Below are 18,360 nucleotides of genomic sequence, written 5' to 3' on the forward strand. Positions count from 1 at the left end.
CGGTGGCGCTCCTCGCCACACTGGCCATAGCCATCATGCTGGCACTTGTGCCACGGGCTTCTTTTGCTCAGGATGAAGCAGCACCGGTGGAAGATGTCGCGACCGAGTCGGCATACACCCCGATGGCTCCCACGCCTGGAAAAGGCATGCCGGTCGATCGTGGACTTAGCTTCCAGGACCAGTATTCGGATGACGGCGCCTATGCGTTGTGGATGCACGATGCGATCCTGCTACCGATCATCACATTAATCAGCTTGTTCGTGCTCGCGCTGCTGCTTTGGGTGGTGGTCAAGTACCGGCGCAAGGCGAATCCCACGCCTTCGAAAACCACGCACAATACGCTTATCGAAGTGGTGTGGACCGTTATTCCGGCGCTGATTCTCGCCGCGATCGCATTCCCGTCGCTCACGCTTCTGGCGCGGCAATATGAAGTGCCGCCCGCCAATGCAGTGACGGTCAAGATCACCGGCTACCAGTGGTATTGGGGCTACGAATATCCCGACAATGGCGTCGGCGAATTCGTATCGAACATGCTGCCGGAAGGTGAAGCGCTGGCCAATGGTGAGCCGCCTCAGCTGGCGGTTGATAACCGTCTGGTCGTCCCCGCTGGTGTTCCGCTTCGTATGCAGGTTACTGCTGCCGACGTGATCCATGCATTTGCCGTTCCGGCGCTGTGGTTCAAGATTGACGCGGTTCCAGGCAAGCTTAACGAACGGCTGCTGACCATCAACGAACCGGGCGTCTATTACGGCCAGTGTTCAGAATTGTGCGGTGCACGGCACGGCTATATGCCGATTGCGGTCGAGGCACTGCCCATCGACCAATGGGAAGCGTGGGTGCGTTCGCAAGGCGGCACAGTGGGTGAAGAAGCAGAAGTCGATGCGGCTGCCGAAACCACCGAAGATGGCGAAGCCGTCGTCGAAGCCGAAGCCGCCTGAGATAAGAATTTAGGACAGTAGAGTAACAGCCATGGCCACTACCGCCGAGAACTTCCAGGCTCACAGCGAAGCCCACGACGATCATCATGATCACAAGCCGGGCTTTTTCGCCCGCTGGTTCATGTCCACCAACCATAAGGACATCGGTACGCTGTACCTGATCTTTGCCATTTTCGCGGGGATCATCGGCGGCGTCATCTCGGGCATCATGCGCGCGGAACTCGCTCAGCCGGGTATTCAGGTGCTGGGCTATTGGGTCGAGTTCATGGGCGGAGCGGCGAGTTTCGATGCCAACCTGCACATGTGGAACGTGCTGATCACGGCGCACGGCCTGATCATGGTCTTCTTCATGGTCATGCCAGCGATGATTGGCGGTTTCGGTAACTGGTTCGTCCCGTTGATGATCGGCGCGCCCGATATGGCGTTCCCCCGAATGAACAACATCTCTTTCTGGCTCACCGTAGCCGGTTTCGTTTCGCTGATGCTCTCGATGTTTTTCCCTGGCGGAACGGGCATGGGCGCAGGCGTGGGCTGGACAGTCTATGCGCCGCTTTCCACTTCGGGTTCCGCGGGCCCTGCGGTCGACTTCGCGATCTTCTCGCTCCACCTTGCCGGTGCGGGCTCGATCCTGGGTGCGACCAACTTCATCACGACCATCTTCAACATGCGCGCACCGGGCATGACCCTGCACAAGATGCCGCTGTTCGTTTGGTCGATCCTCGTCACTGCATTCCTGCTGTTGCTCGCGCTTCCGGTGCTGGCTGCTGCCATCACCATGCTACTGACTGACCGTAACTTCGGCACCACCTTCTTCGATCCTGCGGGTGGCGGCGATCCTGTTCTCTACCAGCACTTGTTCTGGTTCTTCGGTCACCCCGAAGTCTACATCATGATCTTGCCGGGCTTTGGCATGGTCAGCCAGATCGTTGCGACCTTTAGCCGCAAGCCGGTATTCGGTTATCTCGGCATGGCATATGCCATGGTCGCAATCGGTGTGGTCGGCTTCATCGTGTGGGCGCACCACATGTACACCGTTGGCCTCGACGTGAATACGAAGATGTACTTCACGGCGGCGACCATGGTGATCGCTGTGCCAACGGGCGTGAAAATCTTCAGCTGGATTGCCACGATGTGGGGCGGCAGCCTCGAGTTCAAATCACCGATGGTTTGGGCGCTGGGCTTCATCTTCCTGTTCACCGTTGGCGGTGTGACGGGCGTGGTGCTGGCCAATGGCGGTATCGACGATGCTCTGCACGACACATACTACGTGGTCGCACACTTCCACTACGTGCTGTCGATGGGCGCGGTGTTCTCGCTCTTCGCCGGGTTCTACTACTGGTTCCCGAAGATGAGCGGCAAGATGCACTCCGAGCTGCTGGCGCATCTCCATTTCTGGGGCTTCTTCATCGGCGTGAACGTGATCTTCTTCCCCCAGCACTTCCTCGGGATGCAGGGCATGCCGCGACGCTATCCGGACTTCACACCGGCATACAGCTATTGGAACGAGATTAGCTCCTACGGCTACTATATCATGGCCGCATCGATGCTGCTGTTCTTCGCCAACCTCGCCTACGCATTCCTGGCAGGCAAGAAGGCGCCGGCGAACTACTGGGGCGAAGGCGCAACGACACTGGAATGGAGCCTTTCCAGCCCGCCGCCGTTCCACCAGTTTGAAACGCTGCCGGTTATCGAGGACCACCACGATTACCACAACCACCTGCCGGGCAGCACTGCCACCGCACACTGACCGGTCAGGTCATAAGCAAACATCCGGCCGGTCCTGAAAAGGGCTGGCCGTTTGTTTTTGAGGAGGTCGACGATGCCTGAGATGCGCCGGATAGACGTTGGCGAAATCAGCCTGCGCTGCGCCATAGAAGGTGAGGGTCCTCTGGCCATCCTCGTCCACGGCTTTCCCGAGAGCTGGTATTCCTGGCGCCACCAGCTCGGCCCCATAGCCGAAGCGGGTTTCACCGCCTGCGCGATCGATGTGCGCGGCTATGGCGGCTCGGACAAACCGCATCCGGTCGAAGCCTATGCGATGGAGCAGATCGTCGGCGACCTGGTGGGGCTGCGCAAATCGCTGTCACCCGATGAACCGGCTATGCTGATCGGGCATGACTGGGGCGCGCCGATTGTCTGGAACTCGACACTGACCAATCCTGAGCATTTCCGGGCCGTGTGCGGCATGTCGGTGCCATATAGCGGGGTGCCGGAGCGCCCGTTTACAGACATCTTCAAGGAGCTTTTCACCGACAACGGACTATTCTTCTATCAGGAATATTTCCAGGAACCTGGCGTCGCCGAGGCCGAAGCCGAGGACGATCCGCGCGATTGGGTTGCCCGCATGATGTATTCGATCTCGGGCGACGTGCCGGAAGGTGATTACTGGATGAAACCCTATGGAGCGACATTCCTGCAAGGTTTGCCCGATCCGCAGCCCGTTCCTTGGCTGAGTGAAGAAGACCTTGATTATTACGAAGGCGAATTCAAGCAATCGGGCTTTCGTGGCCCGCTCAACCGCTATCGTAATCACGTCGCCGACTACGAGTGGTTACAAGGCTGGAAGGACGAGAAGATCGAGCGCCCGATGCTGTTCATCGGCGGTTCGCGCGATCCGGCGACTTTCCTGTTTGGCGGTGCGCCCGATCCAGTGGCTCTGATGCGCCAGCACGCAACGAATGTCGAAGGACATGTCCTAGACGGCGTCGGCCACTGGATTCAGCAGGAACGACCCGATGAGGTCAACCGCCTGCTTATCGACTGGCTAATGCGACTCTAGCGGCCTATATGACTGCCAACGCCATGACCCAGCCCGCCACCGCAACTCTTCCCGCCGATTGGCGCGATTTTTTCGCCCTGACCAAGCCGCGCGTGATGAGCCTCGTGATCTTCACCGGACTTTGCGGATTGCTGGCGGCGCCGGGCAGCATCAACCCCGTGATCGGCTTTACCGCAATCCTGTGCATCGCATTGGGCGCAGGCGGCGCGGCGACGCTCAACCAGTGGTTCGAAGCCGATATCGATGCGGGCATGAAGCGCACCGCTCAGCGCCCGATCCCCGCTGGCCGTCTCCAGCGTACCGACGCGCGCGATTTCGGCATACTTTTGTCGGTGACCTCGGTCGGTATCATGGGTTTGGCGGTTCACTGGCTGGCAGCCGGTATTCTCGCACTTTCTATCGTCTATTACGCGGTTATCTACACCATATGGCTGAAACCGCGCACGCCGCAGAATATCGTCATTGGCGGCGGGGCAGGGGCGTTCCCGCCGTTGATCGGCTGGATTGCGGTGACGGGCGAAATCACGCTGATGCCCGTTCTGCTGTTCGCGATTATTTTCATGTGGACCCCGCCGCATTTCTGGGCGCTCGCACTGTTCGTACAGACTGATTATGCCAAGGTGGGGATACCGATGATGCCGGTGGTGAAGGGCGAACGCTCAACTCGCCGCCAGATCCTGATCTATGCGATCCTGCTGGCACCCGTTGCCGTGGCACCGTGGCTTATCGGTGGGACCGCAGCGGTCTATGGCATTGGGGCGCTGATCTTGTCGCTTGCTTTCATCGCGTTATCAATTCCGGTCGCCATGCGTGACGCCGGCGAAGACGACATAATGAAACCGGAGAAGAAGCTGTTCGCCTTCAGCATACTTTACCTCTTCGCCCTGTTTGCGTTGCTGGTGATCGACCGGGTAATGGCGCAGTATGGATTGATCTGATGACACCTGAAGAAGAAACCGAACTCAAGCGCCGCCAGAAGAGCCGCAACCTCGTGGTTGGCGGCGTGCTGCTGTTTTTTGTTGTGCTGTTCTACGCGATCACCATCGTGAGGATGGGAGACTGACGCGGTGAGCACGGCAACCCTCGATCAGCGCAATACCCGCACCGCAATTTATGCCTTTCTTGGCGCGCTCGCGATGCTCGGGCTCGGTTATGCCGCCGTGCCGCTCTACGATCTCTTCTGCCGCGTGACCGGCTTCGGCGGGACGACGCAGCAAGCGAGCGGTGCCGAGGCGGATCTCGCCGCGAGCATAGCTGCCAGCGCGGGCACACGTCCGATTTCGATCCGCTTTGATGCTTCCACCGCGCGCGATGTGCCGTGGACCTTCGAGCCCGCTCAAATCACCGACACCGTCCAGATCGGCGTGCGTGATATGGCATTCTATACCGCACGCAACGACAGTTCGATTCCAATCACCGGGACCGCGACATTCAATGTCGAGCCGGAGTATGCCGGGCGCTATTTCAACAAGATCCAGTGCTTCTGCTTCACCGAACAGATGCTGCAGCCGGGCGAGCAAATCCGCATGCCGGTGCTCTATTTCGTCGATCCGGCGATCCTCGACGATGAGAACGCCAAGGATCTGGAGCAGATCACTCTGAGCTATACTTTCCACCGCAGCGATACTCCAACCTCGTAACCCTCTGGACCTCGCGCGCCGGGGCTATTAAGGGCAGCGCAAACTTACCAACGGGATCCGATTTCATGGCCGGCAACGTTAATCACGATTATCATATTCTCGAACCAGACATCTGGCCGCTGATCGGCGCGACCGCTGCGGTGACTTTCACCACCGGCATGGTGCTGATGATGCACGAAATGCCAAGCTGGCCGATCGTGCTGGGCCTCGGGATCATGGGTCTTATCGCAACGTTCTTTGCCTGGTTCTCGAATGTCGTGAAGGAAGCCGAAGGCGGCGATCACACACCGGTTGTCCAGCTTCATATGCGTTACGGCATGATCCTGTTCATCGCGTCGGAAGTGATGTTTTTCGTCGGCTGGTTCTGGGCCTTCTTCGACTTCTCATTGTTCCCCGCGCCACTCGAAGTGGTCGACGGGGTGACGCAAAGCCTCTTCGGACAGGATGGCGAAGCCGCGGCCCGTCAGTTCCCACAGCAAGGAATCGTGGTTCTCGACGCGTTCAAGCTCCCGCTGCTCAACACGCTGATCCTGCTGTGCTCGGGCACGACCGTGACCTGGGCGCACCATTCGCTGATACATGGCGACCGCGAGGGGCTCAAGAAGGGCCTCTGGCTGACGATCGCGCTGGGCGTATTGTTCACCTGCATCCAGGCTTATGAGTACAGCCACGCACCATTCCCATTCGGCCAGAATACCTATGGTTCGGCCTTCTACATGGCGACTGGTTTCCACGGCTTCCACGTGCTCATCGGCACAATCTTCCTGATCGTCTGCCTCGTGCGTACCTACAAGGGCCACTTCACGCCCAAGCAACACTTCGGCTTCGAAGCGGCTGCCTGGTACTGGCACTTCGTTGACGTGGTGTGGCTGTTCCTGTTCGTCGCTATCTATGTCTGGGGCGGCTGGGGCGCTCCCAGCATCTAGGAAGCTGTGTCGGCTGACATGCCGCGCATTCCAATCATCCCGACAATCGTGGTCGCCGCAGCCGTGGCGACCATGATAGCGCTTGGCATCTGGCAACTGGGCCGGGCCGAGGAGAAGGAAGCGCTGATTGCGCGGGCCGAGCAATCGCTTGCCATGAGTTCCGATGTGCAGTGGCCGAAAGGCGAGGCAGAGGTCGAAAGCGCGCTCTATCGCCATACGCGGCTGGTCTGCGCCAGTGTGGCTGCGATTGATGCAAGAGGTGGACGGAGCCGCGAAGGCGAGACTGGTTGGCTTCATTCGGCACAATGCACTACTAAGGATGGTGACCTGATTACCGTCGTGCTTGGCTGGTCACGTAGGCCCGTACCGGTTTCCTACGATGGAGGCGAAGTCATGGGCATTATTGCGCCTGGCCCGCGGATTGTTGCGAGCCCGCCTGTCGCCGGTCTAAAGGATGCTGCTCTTCCCGATCCGCGCGACCTCCCCAACAACCACTTGGCCTATGCTGGGCAGTGGTTCTTTTTCGCATTGACCGCGCTGGTGATCTACGTCCTGGCGTTGCGGCGGAGGCGACGGACTTCGCAGGGCTAAAGCCGCTCTTGCTTGCTCCTTGCGCCGTGCACGGCTAACCGCCGCCCATCATGGAATATGTCTCGACCCGTGGCAGCGCCCAAGAAAATGGTTCGGCGCTCGATTTCGAAGGCGCTACGCTCGCTGGTCTTGCGCCCGATGGCGGCCTTTTCCTGCCGTCCGAATGGCCGCAATTCAGTGCGGATGAGATCGCAGCGATGGCGGGGCTGTCTTATGTCGAACTGGCCACACGCGTCATCACGCCTTTCGTCGGTGATTGCCTCAGTGAAAACGAAGTCCGCGCGCTGTGCGATCAGGCCTATGGCCGGTTCTCGCACGCTGCAGTCACCCCACTCAAGCAGCTCGACGAGCAGCAATGGCTGTTGGAATTGTTCCACGGACCGACTCTAGCGTTCAAGGATGTCGCACTGCAATTGCTCGGCCTGCTATTCGAGAAATTTCTCTCACGGCGCGAGGATCACCTGACGATTGTCGGCGCGACCAGTGGTGATACCGGATCGGCTGCCATCGACGCTGTCGCGGGACGCGAGAAGATCGATATCTTCATGCTCCATCCCAAAGGGCGGGTGAGCGATGTCCAGCGCCGTCAAATGACCACAGTACGCGCGCCCAATGTGCACAACATCGCCATCGAAGGCAGCTTTGACGATGCGCAGGCGATGGTGAAGCGAATGTTCCGCGACGTGGCCATGACCAGCCGTTTCCACATCAGTGCGGTCAATTCGATCAATTGGGCGCGGTTGGTGGCGCAAGTGGTCTATTACTTCGCTTCGGCGGTGCAGCTCGGGGCGCCGCATCGCAAAGTCGCCTTCAGCGTGCCGACGGGCAATTTTGGCGATGTCTTTGCCGGATATGTTGCCGCGAAAATGGGACTGCCGATCGAACAGCTGATCGTCGCAACAAATATCAACGATATCCTCCACCGCGCGTTGTCGAGCGGTGACTATTCGGCGGGTACCGTCACGCCCACTGCCGCGCCTTCGATGGATATACAGGTCAGCTCGAATTTCGAGCGCTTGCTGTTTGATGTGGGCGGCCGAGATGGACAGGCTTTGGCGGCGCAGATGCATGGCTTCGAAGAGACAAAGGCAATGCAGCTCACCAATGCGCAGCGCGAAGGTGCGTCGGGCCTCTTCACCAGTACACGCTGTGATCCGGATGAGATGTCACGGGCGATGCGTTGGGCGTGCGAGGCGAGCGGCGAGCTTATCGACCCGCATACCGCTATCGGTCTCCATGCGGCGCGCAGTACCGCGATCGATCCTGCGATCCCGATCATCACGCTGGCGACGGCGCATCCTGCCAAGTTTCCCGACGCGGTCGAGCGCGCAACAGGCCTGCGTCCCTCGCTACCTGCGCGCGTGGGCGACCTGTTTTCGCGCGAAGAAAGCTACACTGAATTGCCCGGTGACTATGATGCGGTGGCGAAGTTCGTCGAGAGCTACGCCACGCCGGTTGCCTGATGGCGACGCTGGTTACTCAGGCGCGGTTGCTCGCGGGCGAGGGCTGGAAAAGCTATCGCCTGCTCGACAGCGGCAATGGCCGCAAGTTCGAGCAGTACGGGCTCCGTCGCTTTATCCGTCCCGAGCCACAGGCGATGTGGTCGCCGCGCCTTGCCGAATGGAACGCCGATGGCGAATTCGTGCCTGGCTCGGACGACGATGGCGGCGGGCGCTGGATCTTCGACAATCCTGTTCCCGAAGACGGCTGGCCGCTCGACTGGCGCGACGGCATCCGCTTCAACGCACAGTGTACGCCTTTCCGGCATCTTGGCTTCTTCCCAGATATGGCTCCGGTATGGGACTGGATGGGCGCGCAATTGGGCGAACGAGATAATGCGCAAACGCTCAACCTGTTCGGATATACCGGCGTCGGATCGCTCGCGTTGAGCCGTTACGGCAAGGTTACTCACGTCGATGCGAGCAAGAAATCGGTCGCGCAGGCCCGCGAGAATGCAGCGCTGTCCGGCATGGAGGATCGTCCGATCCGATGGCTGGTCGATGATGCGTCTAAGTTTACCGCGCGCGAGGTAAGGCGCGAAAACCGTTATGACGGGATTATTCTCGATCCCCCGAAATTCGGACGCGGACCAAAGAATGAAACCTGGCGCTTGGAGGCAGGCTTGCCCGATCTCGTTGCCGATTGCCGCCGACTGTTGGACGAAGAGAGCAGCTTCCTTTTCCTCACGGTCTACGCGGTGCGGATGAGTAGCCTTTCGCTTGCTGGGCTGCTCAATGAACATTTTGCCGACATGCCCGGTGAGATTGAGCACGGTGATCTGGCCGTTCGTGAGGATGGTGACGGCGCGCGCCTGCTTCCGACCGCGATCTTCGCGCGCTGGTCCAATCCGCGCTAAGGGACTGCAATGGCCGATTCGCTCACTCTCGAAGTTGCCGATCTTGAAGTTGACGTGCTCACCGGGATTTACTCCGAGGAGACCGGCAAGCCGCAGCCGCTCCGCATCTCGGTTTCCGCCGAGATGAAGATTGCCGAGCGCTACGACCCGGATACGCCGCTTTCCGAGAGCAAGAATTACATGGACTTGAAATTCGCAGCCTCGGACGCGCTGCCGAAAGGCGTGCATTTCAAGCTGATCGAGTCGCTCGCCGATCACATCTGCGAGACGCTGCTGGTGCAGGACAAGCGGGTCCAGGCAGTAATGGTCAAGATCGTCAAACTGGCGATCGCCGAAGCTAATGAGAAGATCGGCATCACCATGCGTCGCGAGAGACGCTGAATGGCGGGGCAGGCCGAGCTACGGATCGCAGAACTGCCCGATAGCGCTCTCGAAGCTGCGGGGGTTTTTCACAGCGAGTGGATCGACAAGATCGCGGATGCGCTCAGCGCAGCAGATGAAGTCGTCATCGTCATGTCGGACGCAACCTACGATCATGACGACTGGCGCCGGTCGGCAGCGCGGGATCTCGCTCGTGCCAACGCTCCCAAGCGGGTGAATGTCGTCGCGGGTAGCGACGAGGCGGCGATCGCCGCTACGCTATCCTATCTGGCAGGTGCTCCCGGTGTGACAGGGCAATACCTCAAGACCCATGGATAACCGTCCGCAAAAGGCCCATAATGCCCCTGAGATGACAGAAGCCAAGCACCAAACTGGCCTTGTGGACCGCTACCAGCGGCACATCAGCTATTTGCGCCTTTCAGTGACGGATCGCTGCGATCTTCGGTGCCAGTACTGCATGCCCGAGCGCATGCAATTTCTGCCCAAAGCAGAAATCCTGAGCCTTGAGGAAGTATACCGAATGGCGCTGGGCTTCATGGCCCGCGGGATTACCAAGATCAGGCTCACGGGCGGCGAACCTCTGGTGCGGCGTGATGTGATCGACCTCGTTCGCACATTGGGGCGTCACATCGGACAAGAGCTCGAAGAGCTTACGTTGACGACCAATGGCACTCAGCTTTCCGAGATGGCTGATGACTTGGCCGCTGCTGGGATCCGGCGGATCAATGTTTCGCTCGATTCGCTCGATCAGCAGAAGTTCGCCAAGCTGACACGGCGGGACCGTCTCGAGCAGGTTCTCGAGGGACTTCAGGCTGCCAAGGCCGCAGGGCTCAGGGTCAAGATCAACACTGTTGCGATGAAAGACTTCAACGAGGGCGAAATTGCGTCCCTTATCGCATGGGCCCACGGCGAGGGCTTCGACCTGACGCTCATCGAAGTCATGCCGCTGGGCGAAGTTGATGGCGACCGGGTGGATCACTTCGTGCCCCTGACCGCGGTAATCGAAAGACTCGAAAAGTCGTGGACCATGGCTCCTTCGGGACATGTGACAGGCGGTCCCGCACGCTATTTTGACATTACCGAGACGGGCGGCCGCCTTGGCGTGATTTCGCCACTCACCAATAACTTCTGTGCCGGGTGCAATCGCATACGGGTGACGGCGACTGGCCAGCTTTACCCCTGCCTGGGCGGCGGCGAGCAGGTTGATCTGCGCGCGGCACTGCGGTCTGACGATCCGGATGAAAATTTGTCCGCTGCGCTCGATGAAGCCATGCGAATTAAGCCCGAGCGTCATTTTTTCGATATTTCCCAACGTGGTGCGGAGCCCGCGCAGCCGCGCCATATGTCTGTGACAGGCGGCTAGCGCGATGCCCGCGACCATCGTGTTCCTTGGGCCGCTGCGAGACCTTGCAGGCGAGGATCAGCGCGAGGTGCTCGCTCCGCTAGACTGGAAAGGCCTCCTCGATTCGGTCGGAGCCGAAATCGCGGAGCAATTGCGCGATGATCGGGTGAATGTCGCATGTGGCGGCAAGGTGCTTGCCGACAAGACTGCGCTCAACGCGCAAGACGGTGACGAGGTTGCGTTGCTCCCGCCCGTAAGCGGAGGCTGAGATGCGCCGCGTCGCGCTGCTAGAATCGCCGTTCGATCCGAACCCGGAAATCGAAAAGCTCTCGCACGCCTGTCCTGATGCCGGGGGTGTAGCAACGTTTGTTGGGAAAGTGAGGGCAGGCGAAGGCGTAGAAGCGCTTGAGCTGCTCCATTATGATCCGTTGACGCTTGCCGGGATGGAAGCGCTCGCAGATGAAGCTTCGATTCGCTGGAATCTCGAAGGCCTCTTGATTATGCACCGCATTGGCTTGCTGCAGCCAGGCGAGCCGATCGTGTGTGTGTCCGCTGCTTCAAGACACCGCCGCGATGCCATCGAGGCTGTCGATTTCTGCATGGACCACTTGAAGAGCGCGGCCTGGTTCTGGAAGCGGGAGAAGCGGGCTGATGGCTGGCAATGGATCGAGCCTCGCGAACGAGACTTCTCCGACCGAGACCGCTGGACGCAATAATCCTGGCAGATTTGACCCAGGTCAAAGTGCGACTCGCGAAAAGAAGGAACAAGGTTTCTCAGCAAAGGAGAAGCCCTCATGTCCAAACATTTCGAACGCGAGCTCGTCGCCGACAGAGCTGTCGTGTATTCCAGAATGCCTGCCGATACGCGACACGAAGTTGATCGCACTTTCGAGATCCCGCCGATTGCCTATGCGTTGACGGTAGGAAGCTATCTTGGCTTCCTCGCCATCCTGACCGCCGCAGTCGGAAATTCCGAACTCATCATTCCGATGGTGATCTTCAGCTTCTTTATAGTGGCCGGATTCTCGCTTCCGACAATCTGGACAAGACTAGAACCAGAGAAGACTAGCAAAGCGCTGAGCTGGGGGCGTTTCCGGCAGCAAGGCATATTGACCCACACCGGTCATGTAACTGCCGGGGAAGCCATGGCGCAGGTGCTTATCCTTCCTGTGCTGGTATTCTTCTGGGGATTGGCAATTGCAGTGATACTTGCCCTGATCTGAGCCTCCACTCGGTTAGGCCTTTGCTGCAATTGCTTTGAGGCGCGCGGGATCTGTGAGGGCGATCCCGCGCGCCCCTTCACGTTTGATAGCGCCTTCTTTTTCCAGCTTTGTCAGACGCCGACTGACCGTTTCGATCGTCAATCCTGCGAGGTTGGCGATCTCGCCGCGCGACAATGGAAGCTCAAACCTTTCCGCGGGATGGCAAGCCGAATCGCTTGCAGCTTGCGCGAGCGCCAGTATCAGGGACGCGACCCGCGATGCAGCATCGCTCTTTCCCGTCATCGAAAGGAGACCGCGCGCGGCGTGCAAGTCTTCCTGAGAGCGTCGGAGTAGTGCCAGTCCAAGCGCCGGGTAACGCTCGATCGCGGCTTCCATATCGACCTGGCTGAATGTGCAAAGCTGCGAATCCGATAAGGCAACTACATCATAGTGGGTGAAAGGCTGGAAAAGCTCGCCAGCAAATCCGGCTGGATGGATCAGCGCCAGAATGCGCTCATCGCCATCTTCATTGAATGACGAAACCTTGAGCGCTCCGCTTACGAGAGTGGCGCAGGCTGCGTCCTCATCACCGGCTGCAAACAGCATCTCACCGCGTTTGATCAGGCGTGTTCTGCCTATTGAGGCGAGCGCTTCACGCTCTTCGGGATCGAGTACGGAGCACGCCGCACGTTCGCGCACGGGGCAGGTTTCGCAGGCCAAGCTCATTCAGCGGACCGTTGCACGCAAATCAGCCAGGATGCGGTCTTCTTCGCGGAGCATGGCAAGCACTTCCTCTCGGGCCGAATCGATTGGGGCGAGCGCCTGATTGGATAGCCTTGCGTCGACGTAGAGTATATCGAGTTCGCCGAGCGAAATCGCAGCGCTGCTACGGGCCGAATCGAGATCGGCTAATGCGACTTGCGCCGCCGCCCACTCGTTGCTGCCCGCTTCGCGGCCCGAGACGCTGCTTGCCAATTGCGCCGCGCGCGGTGCTGCGGAAAGAAATTCCGCGTGAGCAGAGCGAGCTCGTTCCGTGATGGTGGCAAGGGTCTGTTCGCTTACTGCAGGCTGTTCGGGAAATGGAAAGGGGGCTGCCGGATTGACTGATCCCTGAATCCGCTCTGCGGGGCGGATATCGAGCGAGGGATAACGGCCTGGATCGCCCGCGCAGCCAGACAAGATGGTGGCGGCAATGGAGAGACTCAGATAGTGGCGAGACAAAGGGAACATCGCTGCGCTCCATAGCATGATGATCAGACTGATCCAGCGGCAGAAAATGCAGCAATCCGACGTTGACTTGCTGGCCTGCTCCCCTTAATGGCACCCATCTTTCAAGCGCCCGCTTCGCGGCGGTGGCTTGAGCGCGCCGATTCCATGGGGAATGGGCACAGCAAATTGAATGAGAGAATAGCACCATGTTCGCTGTAGTGCGTACGGGCGGCAAGCAGTACCGGGTTGCCGCCGGAGACAAGATTGCGGTTGAGAAGCTCGCTGGGGAAGCCGGCGACACCATCACGCTGGGCGATGTCCTGTTGGCAGGCGAAGGCGATAATATCGCTGACGCATCCAAGGTCACCGTTTCGGCCGAAATTATCGCCCAAGCCAAGGGCGAAAAGGTGGTTATCTTCAAGAAGCGCCGCCGGCATAACTATCGCCGTAAGCTCGGCCATCGTCAGCAGATGACGCTGCTGCGCATCACCGACGTCGGCGAAGGCAAAAAGAAGGCTGCGCCGAAGAAGGAAGAAGCCAAGGCTGCTCCCAAGAAGGACACTTCTGAAGAGAAGGCGGCTCCCAAGGCCAAGAAGGCCGCGCCGAAGAAGGCCGCGGCTACCAAGAAGGCAGCGGACAAGAAGCCTGCTGCGAAGAAGGCTCCTGCCAAGAAGGCAGCGGCCAAGAAGACTGACAAGAAGTAAGGATCCGGAACGATGGCACATAAGAAAGCAGGCGGTTCATCGCGTAACGGTCGCGATTCAGCCGGTCGTCGCCTCGGTGTGAAGAAGTTCGGCAGCGAAGCAGTCGTCGCCGGCAACATTATTGTGCGCCAACGCGGGACCAAGTTCTACCCGGCAACCAATGTCGGCATGGGCAAGGATCACACGCTGTTCGCGCTTACTGACGGCATTGTGCGATTCCACAAAGGTAAGCTCGGCCGCAAATACGTGTCGGTAGACATGATGGCGGAAGCAGCCGAATAAACGGACGGTTCGATTAGGGGATCGTCCAAGCGGGACGGTCCCAGCCGGGTTAACCACCGGCACTACTTAGAGGGAGATGGGGCCGACCCGTCTCCCTCTTGTCGTTTCTCCCTCGTAAAAGCCGGCTGGCCGCAAGGCCTGCCATCATGAAGCTGTCACGTAGCCGGAGTAGGAGCCCGGTGCGCTGGCGAGATGAGGAGAAGACCGATGTTCCACCGCAGCGAAAACCTGTTCATGCGGCCTGCATGGATTGAGGATGCGAAGGCCGTCACCCAAGGGATCGGCGAAGAAGTGATCGTACGTAATCTAGCGCGCGCCCCATGGCCCTACACCATGGACAATGCGGTCGAATTTCTTTCTCGCCTCGACGATGGCAGCAAACTGCCGCGTTTTGCGCTCACCTTGCCGGGCGAAGTTGACGGGCCGCTTGTCGGCATGTGCGGTCTGCACGAGGACGAAGACCGCGTTGAGCTTGGTTATTGGATCGCGCGCCAATGGTGGGGTAGGGGCATTGCCACCGAGGCTGCCAAGGCGGTTCTGGAAGTGGCGCGGGCCATGGGTTTTGCGCGCATCCACGCCGGTCACTTCGTCGATAACCCGGCATCCGGACGAGTGCTAGAAAAAGCCGGCTTCCGCTTTACGGGAGAGATGAGGCCGCAGTTCTCACTTGCCCGCGGAGAAACGGTCATGTCGCGGCGCTATGCAATAGATCTGGCGGACGGTCCGGAGGAATTCTCGCCCTATGAAATGAAGCGCGCCGCCTAACTGGGCGGCGCGCATTCGTTGAGGGGTTATTCAGCCGGGAGAAGGGCGTCTTCAAATTCGCCTTCGTAAAGCCCAATCAACTCGCGATCGTCGTGATCCCACGGGTGGAAACAGGGCTTGAAATAGGCCAGCCACGCCGGGAAGATGCGGCGCACGATCCCGGGCTTGATCGCGAGATACTTGAACAGGCCCCATTTTGCTTTCCAGCCGGTGATGCCGTCCTGTTCGAGCAGGTTGAGCGAATCGATCCAGCGGTTCTTGAAGAAGCGAGCCGTGACCGAGATCATCACCAGGCTGCGCACTTTCCAGGCCTTCCATCGTGACCAGTCGCGCGTCGCATGGTTCCAGGTGTCGTAGGCCACACCCTTGTGCTCGATCTCTTCGGCCGAGTGCCAGCGCCACATCGCGCGCACCTCGGGATCGGCATTCTCGAAATGTGCTGGGTTCGCAAGGAACTCTGCCGCCATCATCGCTGTGTAATGTTCGAGCGCCATGGTCACGGCGAGATTGGCGATTGCCGGGCGATCCTTGGTCAGGGCCAGCATCTCAGCAACGCGCTGGTCGATCGCCTTGATGTCATAGCCATGATCTTCGGCAAGGCGATTGAACGCGATATGTTCGCGTGTGTGGTTGATTTCCTGCTTCACGAAAGCGCGAATTTCGGCTTCGAGCTTGGGATCGGCGCCTTCACGGTGCGCCTTCACTGCTTCGATGAAGAAGGCTTCGCCGCGCGGGAATGTGGCGGAGAGGGCATTATGCCAGGCGGTGCCGAATGGCTCACCCGCCCACCAGCGCTTGGGGGTGCTGTCACGGTTGAAGCGCTCGTCACGGATTGTGATGGTGAGATCTTCTGGAGTGGGGGCGGTGCGGGCGGCGGTCTTGTCGAGTGAGGAGAGGGCGTTCACGTCTGGCTCCAGGAAATGGTCGGGGATTTAACTTACATCAGTGTAAGTAAATATTACTAACATTTATGTCAATAAGAGTTTTCAACATGACTTCGCAAAGCTGCGCCAATGGGTTAACGCTGCCGCCATGGCCACACGCAAACGCTTGTCTCCCGAAGAATCGCGCACGGCAGCGCTCGAAGCGGCGCGCGGACTGTTGATAGAAGCCGGGCCGCAGGCCGTGACTTTGAAAGCTGTGGCAGGCCGGATCGGCCGCACGCATGCCAATTTGCTGCACCATTTCGGTTCGGCGGCTGAGCTGCAGCGGGCTCTGGCGGCGCACCTCGCCCAGACCGTCTGCGAGAGCGTCGCAGAAGCAGTGCGCGCAAGCCGGGCTGGTCTCGGTTCACCGCGTGAAATTGTCGACATTGCATTCGATGCCTTCGAACGTGAAGGCGGCGGTGCGCTGGTCAGCTGGATGCTGGCGACGGGCCATGAGGATGCGATTGAGCCTTTTGTTGAGACGATTCACTCAATGGTCGACGATCTCAATCCCGAGGAAGAGGGGCACGAAGATGCAATGGCCGCGCACCGGGTGACGCACACGGTGGTGCTCCTTGCGCTGGGTCAGTCTCTGATGGGCAGCCCGCTGGCGAAATCCCTCCAACTGCCTGAGGAAACCGCCCGCGAAGTGGCCGAAAAGTTCATCGTTGAGGACCTGATTGGTCGCCACGAAGGCGTCGAGCAGGCCTAAGTCGACTTGAGGCGAAGCCAGACGGGCAGCAGTTCTGGCGCAATATCGTCCATCCGCAAGTGATCGACCGCCAACCCTAGTTCATCGTATGCGACCTTCCGGCGTTGCTCGTCTGACCGTTCCAGCGGAACGACCACCAGGCGCCGGTTGACCTTCTGGCGCCAGTTCATCCGCGCGGTGTTCTCTTGCCCGATATAGCAACCCTTTTCGAAACTTACGCCATTCAGCTCGTGCGCATTGGTTTCGAGCCAAAGGACGTCTCCCAGTTCCCTCTGTCCTTCTGGCACACCGAGTGAAAGGCGATGCGCGCGCCACGCCTTGTCCGCCGGCTCGTCGGTATCGGATATCGGTGCGATCCAGCGATACCCGAGGGCAGCGAGGCGCGGATCGGACGACCCGCCTTCGATCGGATCGTTGCTCCAGCGGACAGCCAAGCTCTCATCCAAAGCGATATCGATCTGTCGCCGTAGGCGGTAAAGCGACAACCGCTTCACCAAATCACCAGCGACGGCGGTTTCGCAATCGAGCAATAGGTCCTTGCCGTCGCGCCATACGAGGAAATCGAACAGCGTCTTGCCCTGTGGGCTCAACAATGCGGCATAGGTAGGCAATTCTTTCGATACGTCATTCGTCACCAGGCCCTGCAGGAACTCGGCGGCATTCTCGGAACTGTCACGCGGTGAAACGCGGACAACCTTGCGATCGAACAGGAGTGTTGCGGTCATAGGTGAAACATAAGGTGCCTTTGCGCATTGGGAAGAGATGGCGGATGGATTCGAACAACTTGTATTTTCTGGCGGCGGCATCCGTTGCTTTTGGCACGGAGGTTTTATGGCCGAAGTTGGGCAACAGCTCGATTTGGTGCCCAGCCGCGTCAGCGGTGTCTCGGGCGGTGCTTTAAGCGCTGCGGCGTGGATCGGGGGTTGCGAAGACGATCTCAGGGTGTTGATGAAGGACGCGTTCGCAATGAACAGCTCCAACGTAGAACGCGAAGCCAGCAATTTTACTCCTCATCAAGAGCTGTATCGGGCGGTCGTTGAGAGCACGCTCGACAATGTCTCCCTCGAACGTATTGCAGAAGGACCGCAATACGAAATCAGCCTGGCGATACCCCTGAGCGGGCTTCCGGCCTGGGTCAGCACGGTTATCTTTGGCTTTCTCTACAAGCTCGACGAGCATGTCCGCTCGACACCACACCTTGTCCTGACGCGCCGGCTCGGGCTCAAAGCAATAAGAGTTGATGCCCGTCAGGCAGCGCGTGAAAACCAGTTGATCGACCTAATCTGTGCCGCTGCAACAATTCCACCGATTTTCGACGTTCCGCGCTGGGACGGCAAGCGAGTGATTGATGGCGGCATGTTCGACAAGGCGCCAATTCCCAGTACGGATAGCGGGCGCACATTGGTGTTGATGACGAGCCGCTATCGTAATCTTCCCAGGGCTATAGACGACCGCGAATATGTTCAGCCACGCAGCGAAGTCGCGGCCAGCAAGATCGACTTTAGGAATCCTGAAGATGTTGACGATACCTGGAAGCAGGGCGCGCGCGACGGCGAAGCGTGGCTTGTCCAGCGGCAGAAAAGCTCGTGATAGGCGCGGCCTTGGGG

The 18,360-nt window shown here is 59.4% G+C and carries 25 protein-coding genes; 21 read left to right on the forward strand and 4 right to left on the reverse strand.

Annotation, left to right across the window (positions count from 1 at the left end; translation table 11 throughout):
• Positions 1-35: 35 nt before the first annotated feature.
• The 16 genes from coxB (at position 36) to ACEWMW_RS08935 (ending at position 12,176) form a co-directional block, all read left to right on the forward strand.
• Positions 36-938, forward strand: a complete 903-nt coding sequence (coxB, locus tag ACEWMW_RS08860; RefSeq protein ID WP_409413631.1) for a cytochrome c oxidase subunit II — start codon at positions 36-38, stop codon at positions 936-938.
• A gap of 31 nt (positions 939-969) precedes the next feature.
• Positions 970-2,685 carry a cytochrome c oxidase subunit I gene (ctaD, locus tag ACEWMW_RS08865; protein ID WP_409413522.1) on the forward strand — a complete coding sequence of 572 codons (1,716 nt, stop codon included), beginning with the start codon at positions 970-972 and terminating at the stop codon, positions 2,683-2,685.
• 72 nt (positions 2,686-2,757) lie between these two features.
• On the forward strand, positions 2,758-3,717 hold the full coding sequence (locus ACEWMW_RS08870) for an alpha/beta fold hydrolase (RefSeq protein ID WP_409413523.1): 960 nt from the start codon (positions 2,758-2,760) through the stop codon (positions 3,715-3,717).
• Positions 3,718-3,725: 8 nt separating this feature from the next.
• Positions 3,726-4,655 carry a heme o synthase gene (locus ACEWMW_RS08875; RefSeq protein ID WP_409413524.1) on the forward strand — a complete coding sequence of 310 codons (930 nt, stop codon included), beginning with the start codon at positions 3,726-3,728 and terminating at the stop codon, positions 4,653-4,655.
• Positions 4,655-4,780 (forward strand): hypothetical protein, encoded by a 126-nt coding sequence (locus ACEWMW_RS08880; protein WP_409413525.1) that lies wholly within the window; start codon positions 4,655-4,657, stop codon positions 4,778-4,780. The genes ACEWMW_RS08875 and ACEWMW_RS08880 overlap by 1 nt, the downstream gene beginning before the upstream one ends.
• Before the next feature lie 4 nt (positions 4,781-4,784).
• Positions 4,785-5,357, forward strand: a complete 573-nt coding sequence (locus tag ACEWMW_RS08885) for a cytochrome c oxidase assembly protein (protein ID WP_409413526.1) — start codon at positions 4,785-4,787, stop codon at positions 5,355-5,357.
• A gap of 65 nt (positions 5,358-5,422) precedes the next feature.
• Positions 5,423-6,283, forward strand: a complete 861-nt coding sequence (locus ACEWMW_RS08890) for a cytochrome c oxidase subunit 3 (protein WP_409413527.1) — start codon at positions 5,423-5,425, stop codon at positions 6,281-6,283.
• Positions 6,284-6,301: 18 nt separating this feature from the next.
• The gene (locus ACEWMW_RS08895) at positions 6,302-6,874 is read left to right on the forward strand and encodes an SURF1 family protein (protein ID WP_409413528.1); all 573 of its coding nucleotides are present in this window, start codon (positions 6,302-6,304) and stop codon (positions 6,872-6,874) included.
• Between the two features lie 50 nt (positions 6,875-6,924).
• Positions 6,925-8,337, forward strand: coding sequence for a threonine synthase (thrC, locus tag ACEWMW_RS08900; RefSeq protein ID WP_409413529.1), 1,413 nt, complete (start codon positions 6,925-6,927; stop codon positions 8,335-8,337).
• Entirely contained in the window at positions 8,337-9,230 is an 894-nt protein-coding gene (locus tag ACEWMW_RS08905; RefSeq protein ID WP_409413530.1) for a class I SAM-dependent methyltransferase, read from the forward strand. Before thrC ends, ACEWMW_RS08905 begins: the two co-directional genes overlap by 1 nt.
• Before the next feature lie 9 nt (positions 9,231-9,239).
• Positions 9,240-9,611, forward strand: a complete 372-nt coding sequence (locus ACEWMW_RS08910; protein ID WP_409413531.1) for a dihydroneopterin aldolase — start codon at positions 9,240-9,242, stop codon at positions 9,609-9,611.
• The gene (locus tag ACEWMW_RS08915) at positions 9,612-9,929 is read left to right on the forward strand and encodes a Rossmann fold domain-containing protein (protein ID WP_409413532.1); all 318 of its coding nucleotides are present in this window, start codon (positions 9,612-9,614) and stop codon (positions 9,927-9,929) included.
• A 31-nt stretch (positions 9,930-9,960) separates the two neighbouring features.
• On the forward strand, positions 9,961-10,974 hold the full coding sequence (gene moaA, locus ACEWMW_RS08920) for a GTP 3',8-cyclase MoaA (RefSeq protein ID WP_409413533.1): 1,014 nt from the start codon (positions 9,961-9,963) through the stop codon (positions 10,972-10,974).
• 4 nt (positions 10,975-10,978) lie between these two features.
• A complete protein-coding gene (locus tag ACEWMW_RS08925; protein WP_409413534.1) occupies positions 10,979-11,221 on the forward strand; it encodes a MoaD/ThiS family protein in 243 nt (80 codons plus the stop codon).
• A gap of 1 nt (position 11,222) precedes the next feature.
• Positions 11,223-11,669 carry a molybdenum cofactor biosynthesis protein MoaE gene (locus tag ACEWMW_RS08930; protein WP_409413535.1) on the forward strand — a complete coding sequence of 149 codons (447 nt, stop codon included), beginning with the start codon at positions 11,223-11,225 and terminating at the stop codon, positions 11,667-11,669.
• 78 nt (positions 11,670-11,747) lie between these two features.
• On the forward strand, positions 11,748-12,176 hold the full coding sequence (locus ACEWMW_RS08935) for a hypothetical protein (RefSeq protein WP_409413536.1): 429 nt from the start codon (positions 11,748-11,750) through the stop codon (positions 12,174-12,176).
• A gap of 12 nt (positions 12,177-12,188) precedes the next feature.
• Here ACEWMW_RS08935 and ACEWMW_RS08940 read toward each other — a convergent pair whose 3' ends face one another.
• Positions 12,189-12,881, reverse strand: coding sequence for a Crp/Fnr family transcriptional regulator (locus ACEWMW_RS08940; protein WP_409413537.1), 693 nt, complete (start codon positions 12,879-12,881; stop codon positions 12,189-12,191).
• A complete protein-coding gene (locus ACEWMW_RS08945) occupies positions 12,882-13,385 on the reverse strand; it encodes a hypothetical protein (RefSeq protein WP_409413538.1) in 504 nt (167 codons plus the stop codon).
• 185 nt (positions 13,386-13,570) lie between these two features.
• Here ACEWMW_RS08945 and rplU point away from each other — a divergent pair, with 185 nt between their 5' ends.
• The 3 genes from rplU (at position 13,571) to ACEWMW_RS08960 (ending at position 15,115) form a co-directional block, all read left to right on the forward strand.
• Entirely contained in the window at positions 13,571-14,068 is a 498-nt protein-coding gene (rplU, locus tag ACEWMW_RS08950) for a 50S ribosomal protein L21 (RefSeq protein ID WP_409413539.1), read from the forward strand.
• A 12-nt stretch (positions 14,069-14,080) separates the two neighbouring features.
• On the forward strand, positions 14,081-14,350 hold the full coding sequence (gene rpmA / locus ACEWMW_RS08955) for a 50S ribosomal protein L27 (protein ID WP_409413540.1): 270 nt from the start codon (positions 14,081-14,083) through the stop codon (positions 14,348-14,350).
• 207 nt (positions 14,351-14,557) lie between these two features.
• Positions 14,558-15,115 carry a GNAT family N-acetyltransferase gene (locus ACEWMW_RS08960; protein ID WP_409413541.1) on the forward strand — a complete coding sequence of 186 codons (558 nt, stop codon included), beginning with the start codon at positions 14,558-14,560 and terminating at the stop codon, positions 15,113-15,115.
• 26 nt (positions 15,116-15,141) lie between these two features.
• On the opposite strand, the gene ACEWMW_RS08965 is transcribed toward ACEWMW_RS08960, so the two are convergent.
• Positions 15,142-16,020 carry a metal-dependent hydrolase gene (locus tag ACEWMW_RS08965; RefSeq protein WP_409413542.1) on the reverse strand — a complete coding sequence of 293 codons (879 nt, stop codon included), beginning with the start codon at positions 16,018-16,020 and terminating at the stop codon, positions 15,142-15,144.
• A 127-nt stretch (positions 16,021-16,147) separates the two neighbouring features.
• Here ACEWMW_RS08965 and ACEWMW_RS08970 point away from each other — a divergent pair, with 127 nt between their 5' ends.
• Positions 16,148-16,753, forward strand: a complete 606-nt coding sequence (locus ACEWMW_RS08970; RefSeq protein ID WP_409413543.1) for a TetR/AcrR family transcriptional regulator — start codon at positions 16,148-16,150, stop codon at positions 16,751-16,753.
• On the opposite strand, the gene ygfZ is transcribed toward ACEWMW_RS08970, so the two are convergent.
• On the reverse strand, positions 16,750-17,478 hold the full coding sequence (ygfZ, locus tag ACEWMW_RS08975; RefSeq protein WP_409413544.1) for a CAF17-like 4Fe-4S cluster assembly/insertion protein YgfZ: 729 nt from the start codon (positions 17,476-17,478) through the stop codon (positions 16,750-16,752). The genes ACEWMW_RS08970 and ygfZ overlap by 4 nt on opposite strands.
• 37 nt (positions 17,479-17,515) lie before the next feature.
• Between ygfZ and ACEWMW_RS08980 the strand changes: the two genes are divergently transcribed.
• Complete coding sequence (locus tag ACEWMW_RS08980; RefSeq protein ID WP_409413545.1) at positions 17,516-18,343, forward strand: patatin-like phospholipase family protein; 828 nt, start codon at positions 17,516-17,518, stop codon at positions 18,341-18,343.
• Positions 18,344-18,360: the final 17 nt, after the last annotated feature.

This window comes from Litorerythrobacter xanthomarinus, assembly GCF_046254955.1.
Classification (GTDB): Bacteria; Pseudomonadota; Alphaproteobacteria; order Sphingomonadales; family Sphingomonadaceae; genus Qipengyuania_C.